Source organism: Anaerococcus provencensis, assembly GCF_000312365.2.
GTDB classification, from domain to species: Bacteria; Bacillota; Clostridia; order Tissierellales; family Peptoniphilaceae; genus Anaerococcus; species Anaerococcus provencensis.
This window is the reverse complement of the sequence record NZ_HG003686.1, coordinates 723,864-743,722: the sequence shown is the minus strand read 5'-3', so window position 1 is coordinate 743,722 and position 19,859 is coordinate 723,864. Positions and strand designations below refer to the sequence as shown.

Sequence of the window (19,859 nt, the reverse complement as noted above, 5' to 3'; positions counted from 1 at the left end):
GATTAAATGAAACGATTTTTTATTTACAATTTATTCCATTTTTTAAGATAATTCTTGTAGAAATCCATATTCTGAACAGTTTCTAGAATCCCCTTGTAATTTCCCTCTTTATCCCAAACTCCATAATAGCTTACCGTATAATCACTTCCACCTATGTCTCTAATTACAACAACTTTATCCCTAGCACCAGATTTTAAGTCTCCAATAATCTTTTTAACTTTGGGTAGTGCTTGAGGTGGATGGCAAGAATATACTTCCCTTCCTAGGGAAGATTGTGGTCTCTTAAAGATTTTGTTTTCTCTAGGGTTATTGTAATAAGAGTTAATATCTTTTTCATCAACGTAAGTAATCTCAATTTCTAAAGTATCAAGCATTGCTTCAAGTTGATCAACTCTCATTTTCCCTTTTGAAAAGTATATATACTTATCATCATTATCGGCAGTTTCTTTGAATAATTCATCATCACTATTTTTGCTATCTTGATCATATTCTTTCAAATCGCTATATATATTAGAATAATCTTCATCAGATAAATTCTCTTCTAGCAGAGGATATAGTATATTTTCTTCCTTATAAGTCATTTCTTCTGCCCTTATTATAGTTTCCTCTAATAAATCTTTGTCATTCTTTTTGAGGGCCTTTTTTATATTTCTTAAAATCTCATAATCAACACCCCACATCACTTCTGATGGACCAGATTTATTATATTTTGACTCTAATAGAGGATATATTAAATCTCCTTTTTTTCTATAGTGACTATTTAGAAGCTTTTGCAATTCTTCCAAGGGATTTTCACAAATTTCTCCACCATAATATGCTTTTGTTTTTAAAATTAAATCTTTAATCTCATTATTTTCATCTTGTAAAAGATTAAGTACTGGGTTGTCATACACTATTTTTTTCTCTTCTGCAATAGTCATGCCATGAAATAAAGCAGAGTGGACATCACATAATCTTCTTACCTCTTCCTTATCCATTCCTTCATCTAATAGTGATTCTTCTGCATCCATTATTTCTGAGGATGAGACACCATCAAAGTTCTCTTTAAAATCTTTCCTTACTGATTCAAGTTCTTCACCAGCTGACAATCTTTTAATATAAGATTTAATTTTTCCTTTTCTATCTATTATTTCTTTATCAAAAGATGAATCTTCAAGCTCATAGCCAAGTTCTTCTAATTTTGAATTTATATCTTTTATTCCTAATATCTTAGCACCTCTTTTTATTGACATTTTAGATGCCATTTTTTTAATCATTAAAGGATTATCTAGGCCAACAAAACCAAGTTCCAATAATTCGTCTTTTAACTTAGGATTTTTATTTATTAAACTTTCCAAATTTTCATTAATATCTAATTTCATATTATCACCTTCCACAATAAGTATATCATAAATGATTATCACTATCAGTAACATATGTTACAAATGAAAAAACTGTAGCAAAACATAAGTCTCACTACAGTATATATTAGTAATCTACACCATCGGAATACTCACTAGAAGCATTCCAAATGAGATATTCATTTTGTCCTTTGTCATATATAGCATCGATTTGAGCTTGAACTGCTTCTCCATCGTATTCCATCCAATTACCTTCACCAATCCAGCTGGCTGTGAAGTCTTGAATCCATGGACGAGATACAGGTGGGTGCTCAAGCGCTCCCAAAACCTCTTGTTCTTCTTCTAGATATCTATAAACAAGATTGTATGGCTCTAGGTCAGGCTTTTCTATGTCAAATGACCACTTACCCCAGTGTGATGGATAAATCATTGATGAGATAGCATCTGTTTGATTTGCCATTTGGTCAAAATCTTGGCCTATACCCTCAGCTCTTCTTACTTGTAGAGCATAGCCAAATACATCTATTGACATCGGTGTACCATAGGATTGTAGCTCTTCACGAGCTCTTTGTACAAAGCCTGTTATAGCTGCAACTCTTTTCTCGCCTTCTTCCATGTCATCCGTATCTTCATATTCACCTCTGGAATAAGAAAGAGTGTCTCCAAAGGTTTCAAATCCTTCGGCAAACCTCACGTAGTCAAACTGAATTTCATCAAATCCAGCTTCTGCAGCAAGCTTTGCAATTTTGATATCATAATCTTGAACTTCCTTTAAGAAAGGGTTCATAAAAGCTTCTCCGTGACCATTCTTCCAAAGACTTCCATCATCTAAGGTGAATCCCCAGTCTGGGTGTCTTTCTGTTATGATACTATCTTTAAAAGTGGTAACCCTGCCTATTACATATATACCTCTAGAATGCATTTCTTCTAAGAAGGTCTTAGGATCAATTATATCAATCTTTGAGTACTTTATATCCTCATCATCTGTATCAAAATTCATGGTGACATTGCCCCAGTCATCCTTGATGTCAACAACAACTGAATTTAATTTTGTACTTTCAAGTTTTTCTATAATCTTATTATATACTTCTGGATTGTTTACACTGTAAGAGTTTAAGTATAAGCCCTTAACTCCATCTTCTGGATAATATTTTGATTTTTTGGCTTTTAGATCGTGCAAGCGTGAAGTGTCATAGTCCATATTGTAATCATCTGGTGTGACACCCACTTCATAAGGTTTACCTACTTCTCTTTCTATGGCCTCATTGATTAGTCCATCAGATTTAGTAGTTTCTTCATCACTTTTTGCTTGATCTGTCTTACTTTCGCCAGTATTTTCTAGACTATCACTAATCTCTTTATTCTCAGAAATAATTTCTTTATCACTACTATTGGTACAAGATGATAGACCTAGGATAATGGCAAAAACAAGGGATAAAATCCACTTATTTTTTTTCATAAGCACTCCTTAATAAATAAAGAGCGAGCGAAGTGCTCACTCTTTGATATTTCTTTAATATGAGGAAATCATCCTCTCGATGACCATTGGGCGATCCACGAAAATCGCAACTATAGTTGCTTTCCGTGCTTTCGCACTACTTTTCGGCATAAATGACCAAATTCAATGGTCATTTATGTGCTTAGTTCTCTGGATTGAAATAAGCCCGTCTGGCTAAGGGAAGACCCTCCATGTAATGGTTGTACGTAGTACAAAGCCCGTCCGGCTAGTGGAGGACCTTCGCTTCTTCGCTTCTTCGCTTACCTCAGAGATGTAAAATCCTTCAGATTTTCCACCCAAGATGATGGGGTCCTCTCGATACACCTACGGTGCATCTCGCTTAGTTCTGCGGATTCGCTTGCTACTTCGTAGCTAAAGCTTATCTCGCAGATGTAAAATCCTTTGGATTTTCCACCCAAGATGTCGGGACTATTTAATTACCTTTGTTACAACGCCTGATGCTACTGTTCTTCCACCTTCACGTACTGCGAATCTTAGTCCTTCTTCTAGGGCTATTGGTTTTTGTAGGCTGATTTTGAATGTTGCGTTGTCTCCTGGCATTACCATTTCTACGCCTTCTTCTAGTTGGATGTCGCCTGTTACGTCTGTTGTTCTGAAGAAGAATTGTGGTCTGTATCCGCTGAAGAATGGTGTGTGACGTCCACCTTCATCTTTGGTTAGTACGTATACTTGACCTTCGAATTCTGTGTGTGGGTGTACGCTGTCTGGTTTTGCTAGTACTTGTCCTCTTGAGATTTCGTCTCTTTGTACGCCTCTTAGTAGAATTCCTACGTTGTCACCTGATTCTGCTTGTTCTAGTGATTTGTGGAACATTTCTACGCCTGTTACTACTGCGCTTGATGTTTTTTCTGTTAGGCCTACGATTTCTACTGTGTCGCCTACTTTTAATGTTCCTCTTTCTACTCTTCCTGTTGCTACTGTTCCACGGCCTGAGATTGTCATTACGTCTTCTACTGGCATTAGGAATGGTTGGTCGTTGTCTCTTTCTGGGATGTCAAAGTAGTTGTCTACTTGTTCCATTAGGTCTAGTATCTTGTCTGTCCAAGGACCTTCTCCGCCTTCTTGTAGAGATTTTAATGCTGAGCCTACTACTACTGGGCAGTTGTCTCCGTCGAATTCGTATTCGTTTAGTAGGTCTCTTACTTCCATTTCTACTAGTTCTAGTAGTTCTGGGTCGTCTACTTGGTCTTCTTTGTTTAGGAATACTGCGATTTTTGGTACGCCTACTTGTCTTGCTAGTAGGATGTGTTCTCTTGTTTGTGGCATTGGACCGTCTGCTGCAGATACTACGATGATTGCGCCGTCCATTTGTGCTGCTCCTGTGATCATGTTTTTAACGTAGTCAGCGTGGCCTGGTGCGTCGATGTGTGCGTAGTGTCTGTTTGGTGTTTCGTATTCTACTACTGATGTGTTGATTGTAATCCCACGTTCTCTTTCTTCTGGTGCTTTATCGATGTGTTCGTAGTCTACGTATTCACCTGTTCCGTATTTTTTGTTTAGGGCTTGGGTGATTGCTGCTGTTGTTGTTGTTTTACCGTGGTCTACGTGACCGATTGTTCCGATATTAATATGTGGTTTGCTTCTTTCAAATTGTTGTTTAGACATTTTATCCTCCTAATGAATCATATATCAGTATTCTACCATACATTGACAAAAAATACTAGATATTATTTATGATAGCTATCCTTGCTTAAAGTTAAAATATATGGTACACTAATCAAGTAATGCCACTTTAGCTCAGTAGGTAGAGCGCATCCATGGTAAGGATGAGGTCCTCGGTTCGATCCCGGGAAGTGGCTCCATTTTTTTGCCCAAATTACTTAATTACAATGTTTTTAATACTTTTATGCCACCTTGCTTATTGACATTTTAGTCTCAGTTACTAGCAATTTTCTAATACATTTTAATTAGGTAAATGAGCGAAAAAAATCAAAGTCACCAAAAAATCGATGACTTTGATTTATTTTACTTAACTATTCTTTTTCTTACTTAAAACAAGACTTGATGCTGATGCAAATAAAGTTAATATAACTTCATTTAATCCACTTATACCTGTTTTTGGGTTTTCAGGCTTGCTTGCTTTTCTAGGTGTTTTTATTTTATTTCCTTGTTTTTCTTTTACAATTGGTTTTTCAGTAGGATTTTTTTCTCCTATGTTATTTGAATCAGTCTTATCATCATCTATTAACTTTGTTTCTAATCCATAACCTATTTCGTAGGCGATTTTATCTGTATATTCGAAATTTTCATCAAGTTCTGGAACGTCTACTGGTAATTTACCTTTTGAACTTACTTTTCCGAAGACAACGTCTAGAGAATATGGTATATTTGGTCCAAATGTCTTTACTGGATCTTTACCTTTTTCTGTTGGATCCATTCCTTTTGAACCATAGGCTAGAATATGAGCATCAGAATTTTTGTATCTATCCAAATCATATGGTTTGCCTATGCTGATAATTGCAGATTTTTTATTATTTTCTTTAGCAAAAGTTGTTAACATATCTGGTATTTCTGCTAGCCAGTCATTTTTGCTAAGTTGATTTGCTCTACCAATTTCACTTACTGCAATTATATAATCGTATTCTTTAGCATAATTTTTCAATATTTCTTCTGCTTCCTTAGACTTATCCTTATAATTTTGGAAGGTAAATACGTCTAGTTTTGCATCCTTATCGATTATTCCTTCTTCTTGTAGTTTTTCAAATCCATAATTAAATCCAGGAACTTCATTTTCATAAGGTGTATAAATCAGTACTTTATCACCTTTTTTTGGATACATTGGCAATGCATTATTGATATTTTTTGTAACTGTTATTGCCTTATCGGTAATTTCTCTTTGTTTTTCAAAATGTTCTTTATTTCCAACAACCTTTAATGCATTTTCTATTTTTTCTTCAATTGGCTTGTTGTACTGGTCTAAATCTAAAATTCCTCTCCTATATTTTAAATCTAGAATCCTATACACAGAATTATTTAATTGGTTTTCGCTTATATTTCCTAATTCTATCTCACTTTTTATTCTATTTATTATGCTGTCTAATTTTAATAAGTCTTCATTTTTTTGCAATAGTGCTGGCATTAGTGGAATATCCACACCTGCTCTAATAGCCATTATAACAGCCTCTTCTTCTCCAAAGTGGTCTGCTATTGCTTGCATTTTCATAGCATCTGTAATAACTATGCCATCATAGTTCATTTTCTTTCTAATTATTCCTGTTATTATATCATCAGAAAGAGTTGCTGGTATTCCTATTACTGAACCATCTTTTTGGGAAATCACAGTATCTTTCTCAAGTTGAGGATAGGATATATGGGCTGTCATAATCATATCGACGCCTTCTTTTGCAGCTTTATCAAAAGGTATTAACTCTAAGTTTTTTACTTCTTCATAAGACTTATCTACTACAGGCAATCCTAGGTGACTATCTGTAGCTGTATCTCCATGACCAGGGAAGTATTTTATAGCAGCAGATACTCCGTTATCTTGTAAGCCCTTGACAACTTCAGAGCCTAGTTCTCCTACCAAATTAGGGTCAGATGAGATAGATCTCAAGCCAATAACAGGGTTATTTGGATTGTTGTTTGTATCCATAACTGGAGCAAGATTGACATTGATTCCTAAAGCTTTTATCTCTTCTGCTATAATTTTCCCGTACTCATAGGCTAATTTCTTATCTCTACTTGCACCCAATGCCATATTTCCTGGTAAAGAAGTTCCAGTACCAAGTCTAACAACTATACCACCTTCTTGATCTATGGAAATTAAAAGTGGATCAAGTCCGCTTTCTATAGCAGCTTTTTGAATATTATGAGTAAGTTTGGTAGTTTGTTCAGTATCTCTTACATTTTCTGCAAATAATATTACCCCACCAATCTTATACTTACTTATAGCATTTTTGATATCATCATTTAATTCAGTTACTTCTTTTAGCTCGCCATTTTCATCTTCCCAATTTCTGAATTCTAGCATTAGCATTTGACCTATTTTTTCATCTAAGGTCATATTGGAGATTTTCTCTTCTATCTTCTTATTTCTAGGTTTATTAGGATTTTCATTATCCTCTTGAACCTTATAATTTGTATTATTTTCTAATGCGTCTTTTTCTTCAAGGTTTTCTTTTGAACTCTCACTATTATCAACATGTTCTTCTTCTACAATTAAATCATCACCATCATCGAAGTATTTTTCACTTTCGATTGCATAATTGCTAACTTCGAGATTTTGATTATTAAAATCATCTAATAAAAGTTGATCAAAATCTGGTGCATCATAAGTGACAAGTTGTTTTTCTTCTATAGTTTCTGCCTTAGAAACATTAAAAGGAATCACACTAAGCGATAAAGCTAAGAAAAGCGGAATCCCATACTTGAAGTTTTTCTTCATTTTATACCTCCTTATATATTGTTATTATAAATATAAAATATTTATATAAATAAATCAAGAAAACATTTGCATTAATTTATTATGCTTCATTAGTAAATAGTTCATTAATTTAAGCGATAATTGGGTAAGAATTTAATATTAAGATTTATGGAGGAAATTATGAAATGGGAAAATAGAGAGCGTAGCTCAAATGTTAGGAGAGGTCCTAGCGCAAATAGAGGCGGTGGTTTTGGGGGTAACCGAGGCTACAGAGGGCCGATTTTTATACCACGTGGTGGTAAAGGTGGCCTTGGTGGAATCATATTTTTCCTTATATTGATGTTTATATTCAGAGGAATAAGTGGAATGGGAACAGGTTCTAACAATACTAATCAAAACCAACCACAACAAAAAGGACAATATCAAACAGAAATAGGTAGTGAAAGTAATGGTCGCGCTAGACTAGAGGACTTCCTTGCAGTTGTATTGAAAGATACTGAAGATGTATGGCACCAAAAATTTAACGAAATGGATGCAGAATATGTAGAACCAACAATGGTACCTTATGAAGGATCGACAAGGTCAGCGTGTGGCATAGCGCAATCAAATATGGGGCCATTTTACTGCCCACTTGATGAAAGTATATATATAGACGTAGACTTTTACAATCAACTCCAAAATCAGTTTGGAACTGGTGGAGACTTTGCCCTAGCCTATGTATTGGCCCATGAAGTCGGCCACCACGTACAAAAACAGCTAGGAATATTAGACCAAACAAATAAATTGAGAAAAACTCTGTCAAAAAAAGAATACAACAAGTATTCAGTAGCCCAAGAGCTTCAAGCAGATTACTTTGGAGGACTATTTGCCTACTATGTAGAAGAACGTGGATACCTTGATCCAGGCGATATAGAAGAAGCAATGGATGCAGCAGCAGCCATAGGAGACGATAGAATCCAAGAAATGTCAGGAAGAAATGTTAATGTAGACACCTTCACCCACGGTTCATCAGCCCAAAGAAAAGAAGCCTTTGACTTAGGCTATCAATACCACGACATAGAACACTCTATGACATTTTTTGACAATATACAGTAATAGAATTAATAAATGAATGCTAGTTAAGTTTACGCTAGCATTCTTTTTTATCGAAAATAATCCGATTATATAAGCAGAAATTTATTCAAAACATCAACATATTATCTTAAATAACTAAAAGTTATTTAGAACCTCAATTTAATAAGACCATAGTGTTTTGGAACCCATAATAAAAAATTTGGGTAAAATTCCCCCCGCGTGTGCGGGATAAACTGGGGGCCAGACTATGACTGCTCATCTTTGGTGAGGATCACCCCCGCGTGTGCGGGATAAACTAGAACTTCAGAAGTAACCCAATCCGCAAATCGGGATCACCCCCGCGTGTGCGGGATAAACTTTTTCTTTGACTACATTTTCGCTCTCATCTGAGGATCACCCCCGCGTGTGCGGGATAAACCACAGAGTTAACAAAGGAGGTGACTGTATTGTGGGATCACCCCCGCGTGTGCGGGATAAACATCCTATATAAGTGCTATAGGAGGTTCTTTTGAGGATCACCCCCGCGTGTGCGGGATAAACCTTCTTCTTTATTTCCATTCCAACCGTCTTTGAGGATCACCCCCGCGTGTGCGGGATAAACCTAGTGTAATTTGTAGTTACAAACAATCTGCTGGGATCACCCCCGCGTGTGCGGGATAAACTGGGGGCCAGACTATGACTGCTCATCTTTGGTGAGGATCACCCCCGCGTGTGCGGGATAAACTGGATTGGGAGTTTACTGAACATACTGATACCGGGATCACCCCCGCGTGTGCGGGATAAACCTGTTACTACCTTTATGATTCCAATCACGACTAGGATCACCCCCGCGTGTGCGGGATAAACTGTCCCCACCCGATTCAATTAAGGCTCGTTTGAGGATCACCCCCGCGTGTGCGGGATAAACTAATACGGTGATGGGCAAGGTGGCCAGGGGAGAGGATCACCCCCGCGTGTGCGGGATAAACCCATGGGTCTTGATGGGCCTAGCAAGGCAGAAAGGATCACCCCCGCGTGTGCGGGATAAACGAATAACTATAAAACATGCATAATGTATATTTAGGATCACCCCCGCGTGTGCGGGATAAACACCAGGTAAAAAGAATCCATAGAAGCAGTACCAGGATCACCCCCGCGTGTGCGGGATAAACTCGCTTAGGCTTTATGGTGATGCTTAGACTATAGGATCACCCCCGCGTGTGCGGGATAAACGTATTACATTGCCATTGGCAAACATATCAGATAGGATCACCCCCGCGTGTGCGGGATAAACGGACTCTATGAAAAAGGGACTGAGTTTCCTGTAGGATCACCCCCGCGTGTGCGGGATAAACCTGGCATGTTTTATAAGAAAGATGGGATTGTCCAGGATCACCCCCGCGTGTGCGGGATAAACTCTTGATTTTTGTTCAAGTTTTTGATATTATTAGGATCACCCCCGCGTGTGCGGGATAAACTAGATGTTGCTAGTATAGTTATCAATACTGGCTGGATCACCCCCGCGTGTGCGGGATAAACAGCTTGCTGAGACTAATTTTGGCCAAGATGATAGGATCACCCCCGCGTGTGCGGGATAAACTGAAAATAATGTTAAGGAATATTTAAACACACAGGATCACCCCCGCGTGTGCGGGATAAACAGTTATTCGATCCTTATTTTTAGCCATCCTATTTTGATTTTTCTTTAAAAATATTTACTTTTGTCGTAAGCTCATAGGTTAATTTTGCATCTGCTAGTGCTCTGTGAGGTACTTTTTTATCTATACCGTATGCCTTTAGAACTGTTTGTAGTTTATAGTTTTCTAACATTCTTTTTTCTTTTTTAACACATCTCATCAAGTCTATGGTTTGATTTTTAATTACTTGTAATCCATTGTTCTTTAAGGCATAGTTTATGAAATTGATATCAAAGTTATTCCCATAATTTACTACTGGTAGGTCCCTTATGAATTCTAACAGGTCAATCAAGGCTTCTTGTTCATCTACTCCATTTTCTGCTAGGTATTCATCACTTAAACCTGTTAATGTTATAATATCTCGGGGTAACTTTGTTTCTATTTTAATTGCTCTCTCAAATTCTTCTATTTTTCCGCCTATTGCTTTTATACATCCGATTTCTATTATTGAATTTTTCAGAAAGTCTAGGCCATTTGTTTCTATATCTAATACTGCATATGTATGGATTTTTGCAGTTTGTTTTTGAAACTGGTGGGCTTTTCTCATTTTTGATGCTTTGCTAAATCCAAGTTTATTTTCATCACTTATATTTTCTTTTCGTTCTAACAAAACCAAGGGTATGCCGTCAAAGTCTGCTATGGATATTTCTTTACTATTTGTCCTAAATTCATAGCCTATTTCGTTGCGATAGGCGTAACAAATTGTGGCTTCCCCTTCTTTGACATTTTCTATCACCCTTTGCCAAAGCTCTTCTCTGACTTTGCTGTTGAAGTTTCCTACGTAAACTCCAGTAGATATTTCTTGCATCCACTTAGTTAAATCTCCCCTAAGAAAAACTGGTGTTTTTTTAAGCGTTATTACAGTAAATGGCATTAGAACTCGCTATAATTGACACCATATTTTACCTGATCTTCCTTGTCATCCCGTAGGTGGATTTGGTCAATTTCTATTTCTTCCTCAGGTGGAATATCTAACAAATACTGAATATCTTTTACTATTTTCACCATTAATTTTTCTTTATGAATCACATCTCGTATAGCTTTTCTAGTTAGAGATTCAATTTCTTCACTTTCTGGATTTAATGAAACAATCTCAAATGATGCAGGTATAGTAATTTGCGCCTTGTATAGGTCTGCTATATCGTATACAAATGAAAGATCGTGGCCAGTATGAACAAAACCGAGTCCTGGAGATAGGCCCAAGGCTACTATTATGCTGTGAACCAAACCATACAAGGCAACATTTGCTACTGATAGGGCTTGGTTAACCTGGTTTGATTTATCAAAATCTTCTATATCATAGTTTCTCCCAGTCCACTCTACATTGTATTTTTTGGAGTTTTCTTTGTAGCTTCTACGTACTCTAGTTCCTTCCCTACCTCGCAATTGTTGGAGAGTTAATGAGCTTACGTCTTCATTTGGAAATCTCATCTGGTACATTTTCCTTGCAACATGAGCCCTTGTTCTCGTATTGGACACAAGTTTGGCTTGCTTTTCTAGATATCTTGACGAGTGGCTAAGACTCCTACCGTGGGCGTACTGTCTGACCCCATTTTCACCTACCCAAACCATAGCACAACCCATATCTCCAATGAGTTCTACTGCCCTGTGGCTTATATCTGTACCAGGTCCAAGGAGTAAGACCCCAATCATAGCGCAGGGGATTTTTACTATGCCACGTTTGTCCAAAAAGACTATGGCACTATCTTCTCTGTTGATTTTGGCATGTTCTACATAAATAAAGCTTACTCTATCAGAAATCCTTGGCAGTTCGTTAAGTTCGGCTTTTTTAGCACCAAAAGATTCTCTCATATCAGTTTTCCAAAATAATTGTCATAAGACCAAAACCATAAGCTTTTTTCTTGCCTATGCCATTTGTGAGAGTTTTTAGCATTTTTTCTTTATCACTAATTGTTAACCTGCCTTCATAAGTTACTTTATCAAGCTTTATTCTTTTGGAATTCTTATCATGTTTGAAGTCTACATATTTTCTTTCACTAATGATAAAGTCTTCTTCATTTAGTGTAAATCCATTTTTTTCTGATCTATCTAAGAGAAACTTTTCAAAATCCTCTGATTTTAAGGGAACTATTTTGCCTCTATTGTTTTTATCTGGGTCTTTTTTTGTGGCAATAGTCGGATTAAGGCAAACTTTAAATCTTGCTTGCATTCCATTTTCTAAATTTCCCAAAAAATGATCATAATCCTTAGTTTCTCCACTCCCCTTTACCCCATATCTTTCAAGTAAATTTAGGTCAGGCTTTTCTTGGCTTACCAGCAATAAATAATTTTTCCCATTCAGATTATCTATTCTCCAGAGTTTCCTACTTCGACTATTCGCTTCGATTTCTTGTGGAAAACTTTCTTCTACCCAACTATGATAAGCTTTTAAACTTGATAATTTCTTAAGATTTAATCTATTATTAAAATCAATTTCAACTCTTGACATATACATATTAAGCTCCTAAATACTTGAAAATGCATCGTGTTCATTAATAGTAGTATTATTCTCATTATTACTATCACAATCACGTACATCTATTATAAAATGAGATTCATTTCTATACTTGTGTTTTCTATCTTTTTGAGAAAAAGATATAACACTATCTCTTCTAGGATAGGCTTTTAAATTTAAATCTAGATTAGAATCTATATAACAAGAAAGCTGATTTGTATGTGTTTTTCTATACCAAGCTTTTGCTTGCCATGGGTAGGATTTTATAGCTTGTAAAATATCCTGATCATATATGTCAAGGAGAAAATCTGCATTTGGTGGGCAAGACCTCCTACCCATAAATGTTTGGAAATATGGAGTTTGTAGATTGTCGTATATGTCTTCTACAAATTGATCATTTGAATGACTTAAAGCTACTATAAAAATCGCATCTTCTAGATAATATCGATTAGTCACATAAGTCCTTTCAAATTTTCCATTATCTTGATATTTTTGAGCTGTATGATAGTCTTTTAGTAAATTTCCCTGCTGATCAATCCTCACTGCAAATTTTACTTCATTTAATTTTTTGATTTTTTCATCTTCATATCTCCTATATCCAAAGCTTGCAGCTATTAGTCCGATGACTGCACTTTTTGATGGATACAGATCAGTTTGCCTCGTTTCAAAATGAGAGTCTGTCCCCCATGATTGGAGAGGTCCTGCAAATTTAAGTAATATAGTTTTCAAAAAATCACCCTACCATTTTGTAATTTCAGTATCTATAAAGCTTGCAAGATTTTCTATTAAGTCATTTAAGGAATTTTCATTTTTAATATCATTTGCACTAATATTAAAGTCGTTAATATCTAAAACAAAAGTTTTTAGAGGTTTATTTACTATTTTTTGAACTTTTTGATATTCATTAACCAAAGCTCTAGTAGATTTTTCTACATAACCATCATTAGATTTTATTGGATCTTCAAAAGCTGATACAAGGTTTACTGGCCTATCATCTCTAATAGAAACCATTACAAATTGTGGAAGAGTTTGATTTGCAAATGTATTTACTTTTCCTGTTGGTAAACTATTGGCAAATGATTTTACAAATAGCTTAGCTGTATTTATGACAGCTTCTTCATTTTCTAATTGCTTGTAAAGTTCATGAATGGCAACATTCGCATACCTATACAAAGTTGATGAATTAAATTCAACTGTTCCAAGCATACCAGCCCCCGCATTTTCTTCAGGAGCGAGATCATCTACTGCAGTAAAGAAATCAAATTCTGTATCTACTGAGTGAGTAGAAATGGCATGTGCTACTTGGCTTGAGGCATCTTCGTTTAATGATGGATCATCTGCTACCATCCTGCCAAAGAGCGCGATGTCAATTGCAGGATTATCTTTTAATATTTCTTTTAAATACTTCTTATCATTATTATTGTCAATAGCTGCTTTCGCTAATTGTCTAGCCTGGCTATCTCCTAAGAAAAATAGGGCTTTAGCTTTACCATCTTTTGTCTTAACACCAGCGGCATTTATAATCTTTTCTGCTAGGTCAAATGCTTCATCAGTTTTTGAAGAGTCAATCTCTATAATTTTATTTGCAACAAATTGAACAATATCCTTTGTTCTAACACCAACATTTTCTTGTTCACTTTGCTCGTAAAAATAAGTTCTCATAGCTCTTTTCCAAGATTGGGAACTTACTCTTGATCTTTTCACTCCACCATATTGGCAAGTTTTTGGGCTACCTGTATCATCTCTATTTATATTTGATGGTGGCAAAGTTTGTATTGCGTGTACATCAAGAAACAGTCTATTATCGCTCATTTTCTTCTCCTTTATCTTCTTTATTTGTATATCTGTAGTATTCTTTTGCCCAGCTTAGTTTTAAGCTCTCACGAGTACTCGGGATTTGAAAATAGTATAAGTCTTGAGCAAGCTTTGCGTAATTTACTTTTTGATCTGATCTAGATTTTAAAAGATTCACTAATTGTCTTAAATGAAATACAAATTCATCAGAAGTATCAGCTGTAATCATTGTGTTAAATCTTCTATCAGTTGACTTGACATTGTCATCTGTCCTAAGTACTCTTAGTGAAAATCCCATGTTTTTATATTTTTCTTCATCAACATTTTCTAATAGAACACTTTTGCTATTTCCTTGCTGATGGATGGCAAATATTTGTAGGGCTGTAATAATTGCTTTTTCTTCATATGACAAATCTCCATATTCACTTATAAATGAATCTGGAAGATATCTATAAAGAGTTGCAAAAACATCAATAGTCTGAGAATATGGTTTTGATATTGAATTTCTTAGATTTGATAATGTTGCCTTTGTAGCTGACGAGTCCAGATCTCTAGAAATTTGTTCCAAAATATTGGCAGTAACACCATAAACTGAAACTTTTTTTACATCTTTATTATCAGTCATCTAGTCCCCCTTTCTAAGTTTTTTGTTTAAAAAGTAATTAAAAGAATTATAAGCGGTCACTATATTATGGTTCTTATCATCTATTGTTATCCCTGTATAATCTCTTGGATTGGCATTTTCTAGGACCTTGTCTGCTTCAGACCTTACTATTTTTTCTAGAGTCTTTCTCCATTCTTCTATTTTTTGATCTTTGCCATCATCTATAGTTATTGACATAAGCCAATTTTTGAATGGGTCGTTTAAAAGAAAATACACATTTTCTACCCTTTGCTCTACAAAATTATCTGATTGCTGATTTCTAATCAGCTTAATTTCCCTTAAAAATCTCTTATATGTGACTTCTACTATCTCCTTTGTTTCGTTAATAGTATCATCTATCCTTATAACCCAACCATTTTCTGATAGGTCACTAGCTACAAAGTCGTTAATATTTAAATAATCGTAGATTTCATTAACTGGAACCCAACTTGTTGCATTACCGTCATCTTCCATGCTTATAGAATTTATTGTAAAATTATAATCACCAATAGTGTTTTTTATTGACTCTAAGTGAGTCATAAGTCCTACTTTCCATGTATCATTTGTATTAGGATTTAGGGCAAGTAAGCCAAATGATCTCCATAAGCTAATATCTCTTCTATGTTTTTTCGGAGTAAAAGTTCCCTTATTGGGTCCACTTTCATTTTTTCTCCAAGTTGTCATTAATTCTAAATTTTGATTTTGATGCTCTACATCTAATAACTTAACAACTTCAAAGGAAAAGTCTTTGCTTAAATCTACATCAGGGTCGATATATATAGCTCGTGAATATCTAGTGTAAAGCTCAGCCAAATTATTAATCAATGAAATTGTTAATGCTTGGTCTACATTTTCTGATACTGAAAATTCCCAAGCTGGTCTTTGTCTATATTTATTAAATTCTTGAGGATGAACTAATACTAAATTTAACATCAACGTCTCAAACAAATTATTTCCAGTAAAATATATACCACCAAGATCATATAACCAGCCCTTTGACGGAGAAAATTTATCTCCTATATTAGTAAATTTTATTTTATCTCCTGTTCCAGTATAGCCATGATAAGTAATTAACCGTCTTGCTATCTCTTCTTCGGTTGTTAAATTTTTGTTTGAATTATCTTTTCCAGAAAATAAAGAAGTTTTATTGTTACTTTCTGTAATTGTTCTATTAATATTTTTTATACTAATAGCTGTACCTTTTTTGTTCTTGGTATTATTTCTAATGATATCTTCACTAACCTGCATAAAAGGATACTTATCATCAAGTAAATAAAATCTATCACGCCATTTTTCTAAATACTCATTTACAATGTCTGGAAATTCCCCAGCTTTCCATAAATTTTTCCAAGTTCTCTTAAGATCTTTTTTGTAGGCAGAGAGATCATCCTCGTCTACATCTTCGATTTGTTTGAATCTCTCATCTAGCTTTACATAATCATAAGGATTTCCATCAGCATCAAATCTTGAAAAAACTGTTTGTAGGATAGCAAGCAATATACGAAGGATGGCAAAATCTTGCGTCTTCATTTCACCTGCTAAGCTCCTATAGTTTTGGGCGTTTGCAAATAATTCTGTTAAAGATATTTCTTTAGTCTCTCCAGATAAATCTAATACTAAAATCCAATTTTCATCAAGTAAATTAAACTTTCCCAATACCTCACTTCCTTTCATAAGATAGGCCATATTTACTAGAATATTTCAAAATATAGTCTCCAATTTTAAAGATGCCGTTTTCATCAAAAATAACACCCAGAGAACCTCTAAGCCACACGTTGTTCTGAAATGCAGATAAGTACTTTAGATTATATTTTTCTAAAAACTCTATTGTTTTACTTATATTATATTTTTCAGATAAAACTTGTGGTAATTTCAAGGTATTTGAGGCGATTTTCTTTGAATAATTGTTATCTTCTATTTTATCCATTATATCATAATCTGTCCCAAACAGCCCTATTCCATTTTCATTTTTCTGTAAGGCTATAACTTCTATTGTTTCCTTACTATCTCTCACTTGGGCAAAGGTTTCTTCTTCTGTTATGACTTCATTGCTATTATTAAGCCAACCCATAATAGTCTCTCCTTCATCAGCTAAAAAGTCCCTATCCGGCTTGCCTATCCTAAATACTTTGGCTCTTTTTTCCTTCTTATCGATTATATTCTCATGCTCTTTTTTGAAACTATGATATTTATCTTTTAGATCATCTGATAATTCAATCTCATCTTCTGAATAAACTTTCTGGACAAGCTTTGATAAATCATCAGGAATTATTATTGAATCTGGCAAAAAGTATTGGCTTCTTGCTAATAAATATGAGCTATAAACACTTGCAGAACCCTTATCAAAGTCAAAACTTTCAGAAGCTCCAACTACATATAATATTGGTTTTTTATAATTTTCAGGTCTCTCTATATCATGTCTTTGTAATCTACCAGCTCTTTGTAAGATCAAATCTATTGGTGCTAATTCAGTTACCATCACATCAAAATCAATATCTAATGACTGTTCTATAACCTGGGTTCCTATATATATCTTTCTATGAGGTCTATTGGACTTTTTGCCAATCATTTTTAATAGTTGATCTTCTTTTTCTATCCTTTGACTGTCGATAAATCTAGAATGTATAAGCTCAAAAGAATCTTTTCCTAGGACTTCTTCTAGTTCTTTAGCTAAGTCTTGAGCTTTTTTTACTGTATTTACTATTACTCCAATATTACCACCCTGTTTGTATAGCTTAATCAGTAGATTCAATAAATTTTCGTAATCCTCATTTATGACTTTAATTTCTTTTGCTTTTGACCTTGTAAATTTATCTTCGTATTTTATTGTAGAACCATCATTATATGTGATTAGAGGATAAGTGTCTCTAGCTATAGTTCTTTGGTGTATTTGTTTTTTCTTTCCTATACCCTTACCTAGTAAGTATTGCTTTACTAACTCTTCTCTTTTGCCGGCAGGAAGAGTTGCAGATAAGATTATTACTGGCACATCATAAGCTCCTAGCCATTTCAATGCTTGATAGAGATACTGGTTCATATAGGCATCATAGGCATGAACTTCATCTATAATTACAACTTTCTTACTAAAGCCCAAGTGTCTGAGAAATAGGTGTTTTTGTTTTAATGCCATAAGTAAAAACTGATCTATAGTTCCTACAATAAAATCATCTAATATTGCGGATTTCCTACCCGAAAACCATTCATTGACTATTACATTAGAATTTTCTGAATAGTCATCTTGGTTAATATTTTTAGCAAGATCGTTAAATGTTTCATTTAAATATGCTTTTCCGTGGATTAACCTTATTGATAATTTATCTTCAAATTCATTAGATACAGACTCAAGCCATCTTTCGATTCTTGGAAAAATACCATTTGATGTAGCTTGGGTCGGTAGGGCAAAATACATACCACTTGCAGCCTTTTTTTGAGCTAAGACTTCAAGACCAAAAAGCGCCGCTTCAGTTTTTCCTATACCCATATGTGCTTCAAATACGAAAATCCCTGGATTGTCTGTATTTATAATGGTCTGAATGAATTTATCTTGGTAGTGATTTGGATAAAATGAATCATTGCCAGTCATAAATCTTTCTTTAAATTCTTCTTTGTAATCTATTTTATATGGACTTTGCCATGTTTCTGTTTTTATCCAAGCATTTAATCCATTATAAGCTCGATTTCTTGTATCAAATTCTTTATCTTCGTATACAGATACTAACGGAAAATACTTTGTATTACTAGCAATCCAATCTGCCATTATTAACAATCCGGTTAAGATTACTTGACCAACTTGGTTTATATAAGGGAGGGATTTGATATCTTTAAAGCCAGCAGTTTCTAAAGCCCATAGCAATATTTCTCTTTGATTATCCTCCCACAACTTATATGTTTGATCATTCTTATTTTCATTTTGATAATAATTGGATGGATAGGCAAATTGATTATCAACTTGACTAGCTACTTCCACTGGGCTTCCATGATGAGCACCAACAATTACTGCAATATCTCTATTTACCCCATATTTTTCTAATAGATACTGACTAGCAAGACTATGATGACTTTTATTGGCCGAAGCTAGTTTGCTGTCAAATATGCCATCAAATCCATCATTTGCTAATTTTTCTATAAGCACACTATCCAAATCGCTTGAGTTTGTATAGCCTTTTTTTAGTTGAAAAGCAGGGGTCGCTTTTCCTAAATCATGGCAAGATCCAACAAACATAGCAAGTTTTTTCCCTATGTCTTCATCATCACTGTTTATAGATTTATTTATAAGTCTTCTTTGCGATTCGCTTAGCCAATGATCATACAAAAAGGCCACCACATTCTTAGTATCTATAAGATGAATATATAGGGGCAACCACTCAAATGAGCCATTATTATCCTGTTTTTTAGCCCAAAAGTTCTTATTTATTGTCATTTCCACATTCCCTTATTATTTTCCTTGGCATTATTTTCAAATTCATCAAAGATTTCCTTGTATTTGACATCTGGCTTATAGTTTCCAGCAAAGGCGTAGCCTTCTTTTACTAACTTCCCATTTAGATTAATTTCTCCTAGTTCTTCTTTAGTTGGATTAGAAGGATCTTCTGGTTTTTCTAACCATATATATCTTAGGAGTCTGCCGTGCTTGTCGGTGTTTGATATGTCTTTTTCTAGGTATACAGTTTTGTTTTTAATCATATCTTTTGTATAGTGAAAAGCTTCTTTGCCATAGTGTTCACTGATTCCCTTTTTGGGGTTATATTCAGGAGTGTTTATTCCTGTAAATCGTACCTTTTGTTTTTCACCATCGATTATAATATGAGCTGTGTCCCCATCAACTATCCATTCCACTTCGCCTGTTTGATAATATGAGTCTTCTTTTTGATCTTCTATTAGACAGGCTGAAAGTATAAATAGCATAATAATTAACAAAAATTTACTTATATACTTTTTCATTTCTAGCTCCTTTGCTCTTTTTATTTATTATATCAAAGTTATAGGCAGTCTATC

At 34.7% G+C, this 19,859-nt stretch carries 14 protein-coding genes, 1 tRNA gene and 1 CRISPR repeat array; of the genes, 2 read left to right on the top strand and 13 right to left on the bottom strand.

Annotated elements, in window-relative coordinates; all coding sequences use genetic code 11:
- Positions 1-23: 23 nt before the first annotated feature.
- The 3 genes from BN38_RS06235 to tuf form a co-directional block, all read right to left on the bottom strand.
- Complete coding sequence (locus BN38_RS06235; protein ID WP_044566103.1) at positions 24-1,361, bottom strand: DUF438 domain-containing protein; 1,338 nt, start codon at positions 1,359-1,361, stop codon at positions 24-26.
- Positions 1,362-1,467: 106 nt separating this feature from the next.
- Positions 1,468-2,799 (bottom strand): putative glycoside hydrolase, encoded by a 1,332-nt coding sequence (locus BN38_RS06230; RefSeq protein ID WP_044566102.1) that lies wholly within the window; start codon positions 2,797-2,799, stop codon positions 1,468-1,470.
- Between the two features lie 468 nt (positions 2,800-3,267).
- A complete protein-coding gene (gene tuf, locus BN38_RS06225; RefSeq protein WP_044566101.1) occupies positions 3,268-4,464 on the bottom strand; it encodes an elongation factor Tu in 1,197 nt (398 codons plus the stop codon).
- A gap of 121 nt (positions 4,465-4,585) precedes the next feature.
- Between tuf and BN38_RS06220 the strand changes: the two genes are divergently transcribed.
- Positions 4,586-4,661: transfer RNA gene (locus tag BN38_RS06220), tRNA-Thr, on the top strand.
- A gap of 167 nt (positions 4,662-4,828) precedes the next feature.
- Here the strand turns inward: BN38_RS06220 and BN38_RS06215 are convergent.
- A complete protein-coding gene (locus BN38_RS06215; RefSeq protein WP_049944458.1) occupies positions 4,829-7,243 on the bottom strand; it encodes a glycoside hydrolase family 3 protein in 2,415 nt (804 codons plus the stop codon).
- Between the two features lie 159 nt (positions 7,244-7,402).
- Here BN38_RS06215 and ypfJ point away from each other — a divergent pair, with 159 nt between their 5' ends.
- On the top strand, positions 7,403-8,317 hold the full coding sequence (gene ypfJ, locus BN38_RS06210) for a KPN_02809 family neutral zinc metallopeptidase (RefSeq protein WP_044566100.1): 915 nt from the start codon (positions 7,403-7,405) through the stop codon (positions 8,315-8,317).
- 185 nt (positions 8,318-8,502) lie between these two features.
- Positions 8,503-9,936: direct repeats of the CRISPR family, unit length 28 nt; unit sequence GGATCACCCCCGCGTGTGCGGGATAAAC.
- A 28-nt stretch (positions 9,937-9,964) separates the two neighbouring features.
- Here ypfJ and cas2e read toward each other — a convergent pair.
- The 9 genes from cas2e to BN38_RS06165 are packed head-to-tail and all read right to left on the bottom strand — an operon-like array spanning position 9,965 to position 19,805.
- A complete protein-coding gene (gene cas2e / locus BN38_RS06205; protein ID WP_044566099.1) occupies positions 9,965-10,846 on the bottom strand; it encodes a type I-E CRISPR-associated endoribonuclease Cas2e in 882 nt (293 codons plus the stop codon).
- Positions 10,846-11,784 (bottom strand): type I-E CRISPR-associated endonuclease Cas1e, encoded by a 939-nt coding sequence (cas1e, locus tag BN38_RS06200; RefSeq protein WP_044566098.1) that lies wholly within the window; start codon positions 11,782-11,784, stop codon positions 10,846-10,848. Before cas1e ends, cas2e begins: the two co-directional genes overlap by 1 nt.
- Position 11,785: 1 nt before the next feature.
- Positions 11,786-12,427 (bottom strand): type I-E CRISPR-associated protein Cas6/Cse3/CasE, encoded by a 642-nt coding sequence (gene cas6e, locus BN38_RS06195; RefSeq protein WP_044566097.1) that lies wholly within the window; start codon positions 12,425-12,427, stop codon positions 11,786-11,788.
- A 9-nt stretch (positions 12,428-12,436) separates the two neighbouring features.
- Positions 12,437-13,156, bottom strand: coding sequence for a type I-E CRISPR-associated protein Cas5/CasD (cas5e, locus tag BN38_RS06190; protein ID WP_044566096.1), 720 nt, complete (start codon positions 13,154-13,156; stop codon positions 12,437-12,439).
- 9 nt (positions 13,157-13,165) lie between these two features.
- A complete protein-coding gene (gene cas7e, locus BN38_RS06185) occupies positions 13,166-14,239 on the bottom strand; it encodes a type I-E CRISPR-associated protein Cas7/Cse4/CasC (protein ID WP_044566095.1) in 1,074 nt (357 codons plus the stop codon).
- Entirely contained in the window at positions 14,229-14,846 is a 618-nt protein-coding gene (gene casB, locus BN38_RS06180; RefSeq protein ID WP_044566094.1) for a type I-E CRISPR-associated protein Cse2/CasB, read from the bottom strand. The genes cas7e and casB overlap by 11 nt, the downstream gene beginning before the upstream one ends.
- Positions 14,847-16,520 carry a type I-E CRISPR-associated protein Cse1/CasA gene (locus BN38_RS06175; protein WP_044566402.1) on the bottom strand — a complete coding sequence of 558 codons (1,674 nt, stop codon included), beginning with the start codon at positions 16,518-16,520 and terminating at the stop codon, positions 14,847-14,849. It abuts the gene before it with no gap.
- A 4-nt stretch (positions 16,521-16,524) separates the two neighbouring features.
- Positions 16,525-19,284 carry a CRISPR-associated helicase/endonuclease Cas3 gene (locus BN38_RS06170; RefSeq protein WP_044566093.1) on the bottom strand — a complete coding sequence of 920 codons (2,760 nt, stop codon included), beginning with the start codon at positions 19,282-19,284 and terminating at the stop codon, positions 16,525-16,527.
- Positions 19,281-19,805, bottom strand: a complete 525-nt coding sequence (locus BN38_RS06165; RefSeq protein ID WP_044566092.1) for a thermonuclease family protein — start codon at positions 19,803-19,805, stop codon at positions 19,281-19,283. Before BN38_RS06165 ends, BN38_RS06170 begins: the two co-directional genes overlap by 4 nt.
- Between the last annotated feature and the right edge of the window lie 54 nt (positions 19,806-19,859).